The 13,005-nt window shown below is 48.3% G+C and carries 13 protein-coding genes and 1 pseudogene; 2 read left to right on the forward strand and 12 right to left on the reverse strand.

Translation table 11 applies throughout. From position 1 onward, the window contains the following. Window positions 1–46 precede the first annotated feature (46 nt). From ACO9K6_RS10620 to ACO9K6_RS10640, 5 genes are all read right to left on the reverse strand, one after another. Window positions 47–976 (reverse strand): manganese-dependent inorganic pyrophosphatase, encoded by a 930-nt coding sequence (locus tag ACO9K6_RS10620; protein ID WP_424767535.1) that lies wholly within the window; start codon window positions 974–976, stop codon window positions 47–49. Window positions 977–1,135: 159 nt separating this feature from the next. Further along, on the reverse strand, window positions 1,136–2,857 hold the full coding sequence (locus ACO9K6_RS10625) for a methyl-accepting chemotaxis protein (RefSeq protein WP_424767536.1): 1,722 nt from the start codon (window positions 2,855–2,857) through the stop codon (window positions 1,136–1,138). Between the two features lie 241 nt (window positions 2,858–3,098). After that, window positions 3,099–3,989, reverse strand: a complete 891-nt coding sequence (locus ACO9K6_RS10630; protein ID WP_424767537.1) for a sugar phosphate isomerase/epimerase family protein — start codon at window positions 3,987–3,989, stop codon at window positions 3,099–3,101. A gap of 19 nt (window positions 3,990–4,008) precedes the next feature. After that, entirely contained in the window at window positions 4,009–4,866 is an 858-nt protein-coding gene (locus ACO9K6_RS10635; RefSeq protein WP_424767538.1) for a sugar phosphate isomerase/epimerase family protein, read from the reverse strand. Continuing rightward, a complete protein-coding gene (locus ACO9K6_RS10640) occupies window positions 4,863–5,921 on the reverse strand; it encodes a Gfo/Idh/MocA family protein (RefSeq protein ID WP_424767539.1) in 1,059 nt (352 codons plus the stop codon). Before ACO9K6_RS10640 ends, ACO9K6_RS10635 begins: the two co-directional genes overlap by 4 nt. Window positions 5,922–6,060: 139 nt before the next feature. Here ACO9K6_RS10640 and ACO9K6_RS10645 point away from each other — a divergent pair, with 139 nt between their 5' ends. After that, window positions 6,061–6,927, forward strand: coding sequence for a helix-turn-helix transcriptional regulator (locus ACO9K6_RS10645; RefSeq protein ID WP_424767540.1), 867 nt, complete (start codon window positions 6,061–6,063; stop codon window positions 6,925–6,927). Between the two features lie 122 nt (window positions 6,928–7,049). Here the strand turns inward: ACO9K6_RS10645 and ACO9K6_RS10650 are convergent, their stop codons facing one another. The 4 genes from ACO9K6_RS10650 to ACO9K6_RS10665 all read right to left on the reverse strand — a co-directional run bounded on the left by ACO9K6_RS10650 (window position 7,050) and on the right by ACO9K6_RS10665 (window position 9,616). Continuing rightward, window positions 7,050–7,190, reverse strand: a complete 141-nt coding sequence (locus ACO9K6_RS10650; protein WP_424767541.1) for a hypothetical protein — start codon at window positions 7,188–7,190, stop codon at window positions 7,050–7,052. 127 nt (window positions 7,191–7,317) lie between these two features. Beyond that, window positions 7,318–8,202 carry a TolB family protein gene (locus ACO9K6_RS10655; RefSeq protein WP_424767542.1) on the reverse strand — a complete coding sequence of 295 codons (885 nt, stop codon included), beginning with the start codon at window positions 8,200–8,202 and terminating at the stop codon, window positions 7,318–7,320. 271 nt (window positions 8,203–8,473) lie between these two features. Continuing rightward, window positions 8,474–8,665: a hypothetical protein gene (locus ACO9K6_RS10660; RefSeq protein ID WP_424767543.1), complete on the reverse strand. Its 192-nt coding sequence runs from the start codon at window positions 8,663–8,665 to the stop codon at window positions 8,474–8,476. A 165-nt stretch (window positions 8,666–8,830) separates the two neighbouring features. Beyond that, a complete protein-coding gene (locus ACO9K6_RS10665; RefSeq protein WP_424767544.1) occupies window positions 8,831–9,616 on the reverse strand; it encodes a C40 family peptidase in 786 nt (261 codons plus the stop codon). Between the two features lie 382 nt (window positions 9,617–9,998). On the opposite strand from ACO9K6_RS10665, the pseudogene ACO9K6_RS10670 reads away from it, so the two are divergent. Further along, window positions 9,999–10,151: pseudogene (locus tag ACO9K6_RS10670) on the forward strand (LD-carboxypeptidase); the annotation flags it as partial. On the opposite strand, the gene ACO9K6_RS10675 reads toward ACO9K6_RS10670, so the two are convergent. The 3 genes from ACO9K6_RS10675 to ACO9K6_RS10685 all read right to left on the reverse strand — a co-directional run bounded on the left by ACO9K6_RS10675 (window position 10,145) and on the right by ACO9K6_RS10685 (window position 12,958). Next, window positions 10,145–10,531, reverse strand: a complete 387-nt coding sequence (locus ACO9K6_RS10675) for a DUF2500 domain-containing protein (RefSeq protein ID WP_424767545.1) — start codon at window positions 10,529–10,531, stop codon at window positions 10,145–10,147. The pseudogene ACO9K6_RS10670 and the gene ACO9K6_RS10675 sit on opposite strands and share 7 nt — an antisense overlap. Before the next feature lie 179 nt (window positions 10,532–10,710). Then, complete coding sequence (locus ACO9K6_RS10680; RefSeq protein WP_424767546.1) at window positions 10,711–11,901, reverse strand: M14 family metallopeptidase; 1,191 nt, start codon at window positions 11,899–11,901, stop codon at window positions 10,711–10,713. A 160-nt stretch (window positions 11,902–12,061) separates the two neighbouring features. Continuing rightward, a complete protein-coding gene (locus ACO9K6_RS10685; protein WP_424767547.1) occupies window positions 12,062–12,958 on the reverse strand; it encodes a LysR family transcriptional regulator in 897 nt (298 codons plus the stop codon). Window positions 12,959–13,005: the final 47 nt, after the last annotated feature.

A 13,005-nucleotide genomic window follows, 5' to 3' on the forward strand; every position in this document is an offset into this window, starting at 1 on the left:
AGCTCGAGGATCAAGCTTCAGACTGCTGCTTATGAACGTGTCCGTCCTACTTGCTCAGCGTTTCAGTTAGTACAGGTACGATTTGCGATTTGCGGGATACTACGCCCTTTAATACCGCTTTGTTATCGACCAGGGTTACGTTGTAGGCCTTCTCAACCGCTTGAGCTTGAGCGCCCAGCGCAAGCGCAACGGAATCATTGTTCAGGATATCCGTCACGACAAGCACGAACAGGTCAAGACCTTTTGTCGCGATGATGTCGTTAAGAGCCGTTTCCAGCTCCGCTTGACGGGAAAGCACATCGTTTACGTCAACCGCGTTTACTTGCGCGATTTCTACTTTGTAGCTGCCCATTGCGAATTCCTTCGCGTCAAGGGAGATCAATTGCGCGATCGTTTTGTCGCTAAGATCAGCGCCAGCCTTCAGCATGTCCAATCCATAGCTGTCAGCGTCTACGCCTGCGATAGCAGCAAGCTCGCGAGCTGCAGCTACGTCCTGCTCCGTGCAAGTTGGCGATTTGAACAGCAGGGAGTCGGAAATAATCGCGGACAGCATAAGGCCTGCGATTTCCTTGCGGATTTCTACGCCGTTCTCTTTGTACAATTTATTCAAAATCGTTGCAGTGCAGCCAACAGGCTCAGCGCGGAAGTATAGCGGCTGGCTTGTCTCGAAGTTAGCGATACGGTGGTGGTCAATAACCTCAAGCACGCGCACGCGATCGATGTCGTTCGCGCTTTGCTGACGCTCGTTGTGATCAACCAGAATCACTGTATCTGTCTCGTCAGCCACATTCTCGATAAGACGCGGCGCAGCCACGCCGAAATAGTCCAGCGCATATTGCGTTTCGCCGTTAATATCGCCAAGGCGAATCGCTTCTACATCTGCGCCCAGCTTTGTTTTTAGCTCTGCGTATGCGATAGCCGATGTGATTGTGTCAGTATCCGGGTTTTTGTGCCCGAAAATAAGCGTTTTAGTCATTTCGAGTACTCCTTAATCGTTTTTTTGGATAGATAGAGAACTAATTTCTCGCCCCATCCTCTATTGTCATTATACCTAAAAATCATTATAACTTTAAGTCCACCTTATTCCTATACCTTTACACCGAATTACCGTATAAAATTTGTGAATTTTGCTTTGCTAAACGACGAATCGTTTATTCAGCGCCGTTAACTCGTCAGACATTGTCCGCATGGATTCCGCAGAGGCGCTGACCTCGTCCATCGATTCGATTTGCGCTTCAGCGTTCATTGCGATTTCTTTAAAATGCTGCGCGGCCTGGCGGGAGATTTGTTCCATCTCTTCGACCGATGCACCCACCTCCTCGGATTCGGCGGATACCTGCTCCGATGCAGCGTATACCTCATGAAGCTGGACGTTAACCTTCTCAAGTCCCGTTAGTATGGAATGGAATGAGGCCCCCGCATCCTTCACGAGATGCAGCCCCGACTGAACCTTCTCCGTATTTGCTTCCATGCCGACCGACAACTGCGAGGTTTGCTCTAGAATGGCTTCTATTAATTCAGCGATGAGGGTGGCGGACGCCTGCGATTGCGTTGCCAGCTTTCGGACCTCTTCCGCTACGATAGCAAAGCCTCTGCCATGCTCGCCTGCATGCGAGGCTTCAATGGCCGCGTTGAGCGCCAGCAAATTCGTTTGCTGCGCAATACCGGCCATTACATTCGTAATTTCGCCGATCTCACCGGAGCGGCTCTCCAAATGCTTCGTCGACTGCAGCATTTGCGCGGCGGTATCATGGACCGTCTCCATCTCGTTCATCGCTTGGACGATCAATGTGTTGCCGCGCTCCGTTTGCTCCATCGTATACTGAGCGACGTCAGCCACGATCGACGCCGACTCCGTAATACGCAGCATGCTTTGCGTCATTCCCTCAACCGCCTTCGTCATATCAGCGGCGCGCAGCACCTGAGTATGCGCACCGCCCGAGGCATCCTGAATGCTTGCTGCGATCAGGCGGCTTGCTTCAGTTGTACTGCGCGCATGGCTCGACATCCCCTCCGACGCATGGAGCAATCTCTCCGAGCTGTTTATCATGCTTTTGATAAACGTGCGGTTATTGGAAACTAATTGTTGAAACGTATTAGCCAATTGCCCGATCTCGTCCTTTCGGTTTATCGAAATCATTACGGTCATATCCCCCTCTCTCACCTTGGCTACCTGCATGGTCAACTGCTTAAGCGGCCTGGTTAAATAGCTTGCAAGCAAAAATACGAGAACAATGCCTACCGCGATGATTCCTATCGCAACATAGATGGCTGCATTTCGGTTATCCTCCATCAGATTATAAATACTCGTGGCATCAAAATCTGCGCCCATAATGCCAAGCAGCTGTCCATCCTTGTTAATGAGCGGGACGTAGGCTGTGATCATTGCACCATACTCGGGATCATTCGATAATTCCCCGATATGCGTCTGGCCGTCGGCAAAAGCTTGAATCATGCCCGGATATGCATTCTCTTCGGGATCGCCTAATGCGGAAAAGTCATCCGCAGCAGCATCCTGCGGCGCGCCATCGACGACATAGTAGTATACATCTTTTCCATCCTTGTTCGTTTTAGCAAGCGTGTATAAATATTTTAATCCATTCATCTCCCGAAGCTCGTTAAGCTCCGCGCGCAGCTTGTGGTAGTACTCGCTCTCTCCTGCTTCCACGTTAAGCTCCGAATACGCTTCCATGTCAATCAGCCTCAAGGCGTTTTCTGCCACAAGCTGGGCCTGTGCCCCTAAGGAGGATTCAACCAGCGCCATAGACGACCGGTAAATCGTAATGCCAAGAACCGCCCCGGCGAGCAAAATAAGAATTGAGAAAAACAAAACCATTCTCGTTAATAAACGATTCAACCCAATGACCCCTTTCGATGTAACCAAACTTTTCCTTTGAATATTTTGCATGATTTCACGATATTTACGCAATATATTTATCGGTCGCAGCTCGCCATGAATGAATATCCTTGCGATTAATTAGCAAAGGGACTCTCTGTCAGCCCTCTCTTCAATCTCCCGCTGAGCGATGGAAATGCAAAAAAAGACAAAGGGAATGAGACACTCCCTCGTCTTCTTTTTGTAAGCTCTATTATTGGGACTACGCTCGATAACTCTTTAAAAACTGTACGGCTTTGCTAATGTCTCCTTCTGGATCTGTGCCAACCTCGCGTTCGATCGTCAAGTAGCCATTATACCCGATTTCCTGAAGAGCACGCAGGTAAGCCGGCCAATCGACGCCGCCTTCGCCGAGCGGAACCTCACGAAATGCGGAGCCGGACTCTGCCATAACCGCGATATTCTCGTGATCAAGCGATACCTCGTAGCCGAAATCCCCGTACACGTCCCGCGGATCGATGTGACCCAGCTTCACGCCGTCCTTCGCATGCGTATGAACGATATAGTCCTTCAACGTATATACGCCTTGAACCGGATCGTCGCCCGTTACCATAACCATATTGGCTGGATCGAAATTAACCGCGACGCCCTTCGTGCCAAGCTCGTCAAGAAAAGATTTCAGATCCGCAGAAGTTTCAGGACCAGTCTCAATCGCGAAGTAGGCATTCATCTCGTTCGCAAAACGAGCCAGCTCCACGCATGCCGTATGCATCGTCTCGTATACGCGGCTGTTTCTATCGTTAGGTACGATGCCGATATGCGTCGTAATGATATTCGTTCCAAGCTCCATGCCAAGCTCCATAATTCGCTTCGACTTGTCGATCTTCGCACGGATTTCCGAGGGATCCTGGAAGCCATGACCGCCCAAATCACCTACAAGAGCGGAGATGTCGAGACCCAGCGACTCGATGTACGCTTTCCATTCCTTACGGGCGGCTGTCGATAGATTTGCAGGATCAAGCTCGCCTTGCACCGCATACATTTGCACGCCGTCTGCGCCGATCTGCTTCGCTTTCAGTAAACCCTCCTTGATTCCCACTTGAAAGCTGTCCACGATAACGCCGATTTTATTCGTAATTATTGGCCTTGTCATATTCTCCACACTCCTTCGGTTATTGTTCGTTCCATACCCGCTTCACATAATCAAAGCCAAGCTTTGTACCCTTCCGGCATTCTTCCATGCCTTCGAATTCAATGGAAATATAGTCATCATAACCGCTTTCCTTCACCTTGCGCAGCACCTCACGCATCGCGATGTCGCCGTGACCGACGATGGAACCGCGCAGCCAGTTGCCGCCTGCAGACCCAAACCATCCCTCGCCAGGATAATTCGTCGCAGGCCGATAATAGAAATCCTTCACATGCACCATGGAGGCCATGCTGATATTATTTGCCACGGCAACGACCGGATTCTCGTCTGCGCACAGGAAGTTTCCGACGTCGAGCGTCGTTCTGAAGTTTGGTCGGTCTACTGTGCTGACAAGCGCCTTAACCCGGTCGCTGTGCTGGATATAGTAGCCGTGATTTTCTACGCTGGTCGTTATATCAAATTGCGCCGCGTAGTCTGCGATAATCTGGCAAGCCTTCGCCAATCTTGGCAGCTCGGAGAGGAAATGCGTAATCGACAAGTCCTTCGAGGACGCGACGTCATGGCGCATCTTCTTCACGCCAAGCGCAGCCGCAATATCCACCTCGCCCTTCAACCGCTCGATTTCATGCTCGAATTGCTCGTCGTTCAGGTCAGAGAAGTTCCCGCCAACCGCATAATTGGACAGCTCTACCCCGCTCTCCTGCGCCTGCTTCTTGATGCTCTCAATTAGCTCAGGATTATCTGTAAGATTAAAGCCGAGCGGCACGATTTCCACATGCTCACCGCCGATGGATCCGATGTAGATAATTACTTCCTGAATCGTCATTTCTCCGGCATGTAGCGCTTTGTACAAGCTGTATGAACTTATTCCGAGCTTCATAGACGAACTTCAGCTCCTTTTGCCGCCGACTCATAGATGCCGACTAATATTTTCATTATTTCCACACCGTCCTCGACAGGGCTGAGCGGTTGCTTGCCGCTGGATACGCAGTCGATAAAATGATTGATTTCATTTTGGAATGCGCCGATGAAATCGAAGCCTTTATGATCGGTTTGCGGATACACGTTAAGGATCGTATCGTTCTGCTCCATCACAATCACCGTCTCCGGATCGATTTCAAAGCCGCCCTTCTCGCCGAACAGCTTAACCGTCCCCTCATCCGATTTCGCATGCAGCGTAAAGCTGACATCTACGAGCAGCGAAGCGCCGTTCTCGAAGCGGATAAGCGCGTTGGCCATATCCTCGACTGTATTTTTGCTCGCATCGTAGTCGGCTGCTTTATAGAAGGACAGATTTTGAACATTCGAACGGTTGCCAAGCTTGCGATACGTATTTGCGCTAACGGAAATCGGCTTCGGACGTCCCATCATGTACCAGCACAGGTCGATGACATGAACGCCGATATCGATAAGCGGTCCGCCGCCGGAGCGTTCGATGTCCGAGAACCATCCGCCTGGATTGCCGAGACGTCTTATCGTTGATGCTTTCGCATAATAGATCTCGCCGAACTCCCCTCTGTCTGCCATCGAACGAAGCAGCTGCGCATTTGTATCATAGCGGCGTACGAAGCCGACCTGCAGCAGCTTGCCCGATTTTTGGACTGCCTCTTGGACGAGAAGAGCATCCTCTACCGTGCGGCAAAGCGGCTTCTCGACCAGCACATGCTTGCCTGCTTCAAGCGCTGCAATGCTGATTTCCGCATGCGTGTTATTCCAGGTACAAATACTAACCGCTTCAATGACCGGATCGGCGAGAAGCTCGCGGTAGTCCGTATATACTTTGGTCGCGCCGTATTTCTCGGCTGCCTTCTTGGCGCGCTCTTCGTTCAAATCGCACACCGCGTAAACGTTTGCATTTGGATTTTTCTTATAAGAATCTAAATGATATGACGAGATAGAGCCTGTTCCAATAACCGCAATTTGTACCGGTTTCATTATGCTAATCTCTCCTTTATTCAGGTAAGGTTTTGCATGCCTATACTTTCGTATTATAATGGTTTCAAAGCGCAACTCCATGCAAAGGTGTGCGGTTTGTTTGTACATTTGTGCTATCTGAAGGAGAGTATCAAACCGGATGGAAAAATTCGAATCGCTGCGCGAACCGATGGACATGCCCGATCCTCATTTTCCGATCAAGCTGCATCGCATAAACTTCAATCAACAGGGCGTCGTCATCTTCCCCCACCACTGGCATGAGCATCTTGAGTTTTTGTATATCGTATCTGGAGAGGCTTCCATTGAATGCAGCTCCACCACGATTACGGCTTCAGCAGGCGATCTTATCGTCGTAAACAGCAATGAGCTTCATTACGGTATCAGCCGGTCTGAGCATTTGTTCTACTATGCGCTTATTGCTGATATTTCGCTGCTGCACAGCCATTCCGTGGACGCGGCGGAAACGAAGTTCATTACGCCCATTACGCAGAACCGACTCCTGCTTCGCAACTATATTAGCGGAGATCGTGAGGCCGAAGCCTGCATGCTTGCCATCGTGAAGGAGCTGGAGCTTAGGGAGTTTGGTTATGAGCTTGCCATTAAGTCCGAGCTTTATCGACTGCTGACGCTGCTGCTTCGCGGACACGTGAACATGGTCCTGACCCAGGACGAATACGCGGAACGCATGAAAAATATCGAGCGCTTCGCGCCCGTCTTTCAATACATCGAGAAAGGCTACAAGGAGGAATTGTCGGTCGACCTGCTTGCAGGCTTGGCGGGCTTAAGCCGATTCCACTTTAGTCGCTTGTTTAAGGAGCTCAGCGGACACACCGTCACCGAATACATCACGATGACTCGCTTGAACAAAGCCGACTACTTGCTGCGCCATAGTCCGCTGACCGTCTCTGAGATCGCTGCAGCGACGGGCTTCAATGACATCTATTACTTCAGCCGGACATTCAAGAAGCACAAAAGAATGTCGCCTTCGGCGCTGCGGGGGAGCTAGCAAGGATCAAAAAAAGACTATTCCATATAATCATTCAGTCTGCATAAACGAACCATTATCCTATTTATCGTACAGAAAAAAGACCAGTCACTTATCCGTCGATAAATGCTGGTCTTTCATTTTTATATCAGATCGTTAAAAGCAAGATGATATACCGGATAATTGGGAAGCTGCTTGAAGCCGACCTTCTTAGCGATCACAATCGAATCCTTCCGGAAGTCCTCCGTGGTATAACCTTCGGTCGATAGCAATTCATATATCATGTTGTTTCCTCACATTCTATTTTTATAGTTCTCGCTAATAATCGCCAGAGCCTATAAAAATCGAAATGCTGTTCGTCTAATCGCTGCAAGCCACCCCCTCAAAGCCAACTTATTCTGTTTTTCCGTTCTAGTTCTTCAACTGATAGCTTACAAAAGCCAACTGACGGCTGTCGGGCGACCAGGAATTGACGTTGATCGTGCCTTGGCCCCCGAACAACTCAACCAAGGTTCGATATTCGCCGCCTTTGCTTGCCATCAAACGAATTTCAACATTCTTGTTCGCAGGATGGTCGTCTGGAGCGACATCCCCCTTCTGATAGGCGAGAAAAGCAACAGATTCACCATCCGGAGACACATGCGGAAACCAGCTATTGCTCTCTTCGAATGTCATTTGTGTCTGCTCACTGCCATCAGCGTTCATCCGCCATACCTGCATCATACCCGTTCTCGTCGAGTTGAACCAAATATGCCGGCCGTCCGGCGAGTATTCCGACCCGTCGTCCAGTCCCGGCGAATCGGTTAACTGCTTCTCGATCCCGCCGTTAGCTGGTATGGTGTAAATGTTATATTGTCCGTTCCGCTCAGCACAATAGGACAATGTACCGCTATCCGGAGACCATCCATGAAGATAGCTGGGCGCCATCGCCGTAATCAAGGTCGGTTGACCCCCTCCTGCAAGCGGGAATACATAAATGCGTGACTGACCATCCTCCTGCGTATGATGGCTGACCGCGATATGTGTATTGTCAGGAGACAGCACATGGTCATTGTTGCATCGGTTTGCATACCCCGAGTTGATCACGATGCTTTCCCGGGATGCGAGGTCAAAGGAGTAGAGAAGTCCCCCGCTGTTATAAATGAGACGTTTGCCGTCTTTGGTCCAGTTCGGCGCCTCGATCAAACCGTCGAACTCAGCAAGAACGCTGCGTGCTCCGGTATTTGTATCCACCGTTTCAAGGAAGCTGATCACGCCGCACTCCTCCATCTTAAGAGGTTCTTGTAATGTATCCATTCATTTACCCTCCTTTATTTGTTTTTTCGGCGAGCTTGGAGATAAGTGAAAAATAAGATTTGCCAGCATCATTCATCATTGTTTTTGTAAATACTCAATCCGGACGACAAGATCATATACAAAGCATGAAATCGCTGTCAATCTTTTTGCGCCGAGAAAAATAAATAAATTGTAACGCTTTGCGTAAGATTCATTTAATAGAGTCTAATCTTATGGCTGTGTTAAATCTTAAAGTTGATTATTGACCAAATGAATAGTTTATCTCTCGTATTTACTCCCGTTCTTTTTCTATCTTGTCAGCTACAATTTGAACGGGATTTGATTGCATTAAAACATACTCACCATTGTCATTTGTCTTTGGTGTTACGTTCACTGCATCACCTACTTTAAGTTCATTGTAGACTTGGGAATCTTCAACAATGTAATTAACCAATTCAACATTATTATTTCTAAGGGTATCCATCGTCTTCCCTTCTACATCTTGCCAAGTAATGTCTCAATGCTCTCACTCTCCTCTCCTATGACATTTGACAAAAATGCAAGTCATAAGTTGCGAGGTGACTGCAATACACATTACCGCTCCATTAGCGTTCAGGAAGAAAAAGATGTTCGTCGAAACTAGCCAATCTTATAAAACTCTGCGGGAGCTAACGTACTTCGTAGCCCACCATCCAGTGCTCAAGCTATTAATCGAGATTCCATTGCTAGACGGTGTGTTATGAATGAATTTATCGCCGCCCATATAGATACCGACATGATTAATAACGCCATTGTTGCTGCCAATCGTATCAAAGAAAATAAGGTCGCCTTTGCGAAGATTGTTTTTGCTTACCGCCGAGCCTTGTGATTTCTGATCCTTGGTTCCCCATTTCAGCTCAACGCCTACTTGACGGAAAATGAATTGCGTAAAGGATGAGCAATCGAAAATCAGACGATTGGTATCTCTTTTGCCGAAGCCGTAGCTTATGCGGCCGCTATAGCTTTGAGCCAGACTAATTACTTTATCCGCATTAGAGCTCGTGCTTACCTCAGTCCCTGTGCCGGGTTGAGTACCGCCAGGCTGACTGCCGCCAGATCCTGTACTGACCTGATTGCCGCTGCCTGTATAATTCGTATACTTTTTATTTGCAGATATGTATCCAGTTTGACCTGTTTTCGTTTCAACCTTCAGCCAATAGCTATTGACCTTCGAGATGACGTGAACGCTCTCACCTTTGGATAGGAAAAGAAGCTCGCTTGCGCCTGTACTTGGCTGCGATCTAAGATTAACGCCGCTGACGACTTTTGTTTCATAGGCTGTCGCTGCTGAAACGGTAGACGTGAAAGGGATTGCTCCGAGGCCTAATGCTGTAAAACCAATTGTAGCACTCAATCCTAGGATGAAGACCTTCTTGCTGAGTTGGTTGAGCTTCATAGATTTGTTACCTCCAATATTGTTTGGTTGTAACAAATATATCAGCTATGAGCTTACCTAAATTATTCCTCTGAGAGAGAAAAACTAGCAAGATTGGGCGTTTGCACCCAATTATTAAAAAATAATGAGAATTCCTTCATAATCATCTTTGAACTCAACAGCATTCACACTCCTATTAAAATAGTGATGGATATAGCGTTGTTTGCGGGAAAACCGTGTGGACCAAAAAAAGCCAAGTCTTCACCTGCCCCAATTCGTGCAAATGAGTGCAATCGGATGATGTGCGAGGATTATATCGATATTATTCCGCCTTGGGGCGGAGAATTGTTAATTGAAATACTCGAGCAGATCGATTTTGATCAAGGGCGATTCTGTATTGTGGTATTCTGAGCTTGCAGAAGAGCTTCAAATACCGATCATTTATGAAATTGACTGTGGGCATGTCCCCCCGCAAATGACATTCATTAACGGCGCTTATGCCGAGGTTGAAGTCATGAACGGGAAAGGAACGGTTAAGCAGTATTTTTATCAATAAACAATTCGCTTGAATTCCTTAAATCTTGTCCCCTGATACGTCAACTCACCTTGGTCTCCTACGATGATCAGGCCATACTGATTCGGGTTCACAGGAATTTCCCTGCGGGAGTGATCTGCAAATTCAAAGGTAATATAATAATCTGTATTGGCGCTAGAGTCGCCTGACCCGCCCCATACTTCGGTTCTCTTGTCCATCACTTTACAGCTTTGCGTAACGAGCTCTGCGGCATTATTTGACATCCAGCTCGTCAAGCCTTTTATGATCACATACACAAACACACCAACGACTAGGGTAATCAGAATTCCGCCAAAAATTTTAAAAAACAACGGCACCTCGCTCAAAAACTCAAAAAAACCAGGCTTATCAGAATAACTCATCGCTGTTGTCTCCTTCTGTACATGCCTATCAATAATGCCAATTGGATATATTTTCAACTCCACTAACAATTCCCATTTTAAGGGATGGTATACAAAAGTGTCCACCCTTATTTTCTCGCTGAGAACAACTAAAAGGAGGCCGACTCTTGCGCATCCACGCTAAGGTTAGCCTCCGGCAATTACATATATAGAGAGGCGAGCATAATGCCCAAGCTCTCCTGATAAATTTGTTCAAGCTGCGATAACGGCAAGGGATTCGTGCCCCGGCCAAGCTCAATGGTAAAGCCCGGTCTTCTCCAGTCCTGTATGAACCAGTCTTTATAGCCTGCAGAGCTGTCCGCATATTCAATCGGCTGATACCCGCTCACTCTCGCAAACTCATTGACGATGGGTATCGATTCAGGGGGCTCAAGCCCCTCAAATCCCCAGAAGATGACCCTTCCTTGCGTATGGAACGCCAATACCCGATTGAAGCTACTGTTTCTTGTCAGATTAGCGATCGCTTGCGATTCCGGTTCCGTAAGCGGTCCCGTTCCTGCGTAATCTCGCGGAGCAGGCGCTCGCGGACCTCTCGCCGCTTCTCGCTCCCATAACGCAGGAAATTGATTATTTAAGTCAACGCCACGAATATTCGCCTTCCAGCCGCTGAAATCCTCGCTTCCGCCATTAATGGCAAGCGCCTCGCTGCGGTAAGGCTCCTGACTCGGCAGACCATTGACGACTAAATCCACACCATCAGGGTTAACCATAGGCACAAGCGATAACGTCGTTGTCTCATAAAATGGATTCATGACTAGCCCGCGTATGCTGCCGTTATTCGTTAAGGCGAGCAAATACTCATTAAGAAACCGGATCATAACCGGAGTCGTAATCCACTCGTTGCCATGAAAAGAAGCATTAGCATGAACCTGCTTCGCACCTTTTCCGACGCGAATTTCTGGAATTTTCTTTTCCATGACAGAGGCGCCAATGGATTGCCGCCTAATAAAAGGATAAATTACCGCTAAACGGTTAAGATCCTCCTGCAAATCGGCATAATCATATGGCCTCGCAGTTTGGACGACCAGGCCTGTCACACGTATTGGTATCCGGATCAATTGACCGAATCGCAAAGCATTTGGCTGAACCATTGGATTAAGCAGCAGGAGTGAATCGACAGGAACGCCTCTCGCGACAGCAATCTGCCAAAGCGTTTCCCCAGGTGCGACTCTGTGTTCGGTTACGGTATAGCCCGGTATCTCTACCGTTTGTCCCAGCATTAATGCTTGAGGATCAAGGTTAGGATTAGAATCCGCAATAAGCTGAACCGGGATTTGAAACAGCTGACTGTATGTCCATATTGTATCGCCGCGGCGTACCGTTATTTTCATCGTTATTGTATCCTCCCCAAAAGTTTTGCGCAGCAAAACTTACATCGTAAGCAATGACCTGCAGCCCATATGCTTTTTTATTGTATGAGAAGGATACGTTGAAGGTTCTTTGCGAACGCTTTTATACCAATACTTCTATCTTTCCAGCATCGAGCCAGCTTCACACCTCTGTCCTGAAGCTCTCGATAAACTGCTGAGCGCGCTTTGATAAATAATGATCCTTAAGCCACAAAATACCGACGTCAGACTGAAAATCGGCGTCCTTAATATCGAGCATTTTAACTACTGTTGTAGGAAAAGAGGACATTACCGATTTCGGGAACACAGTCGCTCCGATCCCCCCGGCGATTAGCGACATGATGATCGCGACGCTGGAACATTCGCATATGATGTTCGGCTCAAAGCCATGGCGCTTGCATTCGTTCACTACCTGCTCATGCATCCGTGTAGTTTTGTCCGTCTTCAACGTTAAGAAAGGGAAGTTGGCCAGCTCCTTCATTCCGATCGTCTCCTTGCTGGAGTATGCCGTCCAGGAGCTTGGAATGACGGCTACGAATGGATCGGAGGGCAGCGGCAAAATCGAATATTGCTGCGGATGGGTCTGCGCTTCGAACGGAAGTCTAGCTACGATTAAATCGATGGCCCGCTTCTCGAGCTGCTCGCCCAAATAAAAATGGTCTCCCTCTAATATTTTGTACGTGACTTGCGGATACTTTTCCCTAAACAGCTCAATTCGCTTCGGAAGCAGGGAAATGCAGGATACAACTGAGCCGATCGACAGGACGCCGCGCACTCCCTCCTCTGTTCCCTTCACTTCGCGAATCGATTCGTCGAACTGAAGCAGCAGCGATTCGGCCTTTTGCTTGAGAAGCTCTCCCGAGGCGGTCAGTTTAAGGCCCTTGTTGCCTCGGTCGAACAGCTTCACGCCAAGCTCCTCCTCCATCAGCTTCAACTGTCTGCTTAGCGGCGGCTGTTCCATATTAAGCAGCTTGGCTGCACGGGTAACCTGTCCTTCCTTAGCTACGGTCAGGAAATATTTTAGCTGTCGCATGTCCATTTGGCTCTCCCCTTCACAACATACTCAAAAAGTATGACAACTCAATA

The sequence above is a fragment of the Paenibacillus praedii genome (genome assembly GCF_049725345.1).
GTDB lineage: Bacteria > Bacillota > Bacilli > Paenibacillales > Paenibacillaceae > Pristimantibacillus.

Excerpts from the sequence above, each read along its gene's own strand:
- ACO9K6_RS10620 (WP_424767535.1), bottom strand. The coding sequence starts at position 976 with ATGACTAAAACGCTTATTTTCGGGCACAAAAACCCGGATACTGACACA.
- ACO9K6_RS10630 (WP_424767537.1), bottom strand. The coding sequence starts at position 3,989 with ATGACAAGGCCAATAATTACGAATAAAATCGGCGTTATCGTGGACAGC.
- ACO9K6_RS10635 (WP_424767538.1), bottom strand. The coding sequence starts at position 4,866 with ATGAAGCTCGGAATAAGTTCATACAGCTTGTACAAAGCGCTACATGCC.
- ACO9K6_RS10640 (WP_424767539.1), bottom strand. The coding sequence starts at position 5,921 with ATGAAACCGGTACAAATTGCGGTTATTGGAACAGGCTCTATCTCGTCA.
- ACO9K6_RS10645 (WP_424767540.1), top strand. The coding sequence starts at position 6,061 with ATGGAAAAATTCGAATCGCTGCGCGAACCGATGGACATGCCCGATCCT.
- ACO9K6_RS10650 (WP_424767541.1), bottom strand. The coding sequence starts at position 7,190 with ATGATATATGAATTGCTATCGACCGAAGGTTATACCACGGAGGACTTC.
- ACO9K6_RS10655 (WP_424767542.1), bottom strand. The coding sequence starts at position 8,202 with ATGGATACATTACAAGAACCTCTTAAGATGGAGGAGTGCGGCGTGATC.
- ACO9K6_RS10660 (WP_424767543.1), bottom strand. The coding sequence starts at position 8,665 with ATGGATACCCTTAGAAATAATAATGTTGAATTGGTTAATTACATTGTT.
- ACO9K6_RS10665 (WP_424767544.1), bottom strand. The coding sequence starts at position 9,616 with ATGAAGCTCAACCAACTCAGCAAGAAGGTCTTCATCCTAGGATTGAGT.
- ACO9K6_RS10675 (WP_424767545.1), bottom strand. The coding sequence starts at position 10,531 with ATGAGTTATTCTGATAAGCCTGGTTTTTTTGAGTTTTTGAGCGAGGTG.
- ACO9K6_RS10680 (WP_424767546.1), bottom strand. The coding sequence starts at position 11,901 with ATGAAAATAACGGTACGCCGCGGCGATACAATATGGACATACAGTCAG.
- ACO9K6_RS10685 (WP_424767547.1), bottom strand. The coding sequence starts at position 12,958 with ATGGACATGCGACAGCTAAAATATTTCCTGACCGTAGCTAAGGAAGGA.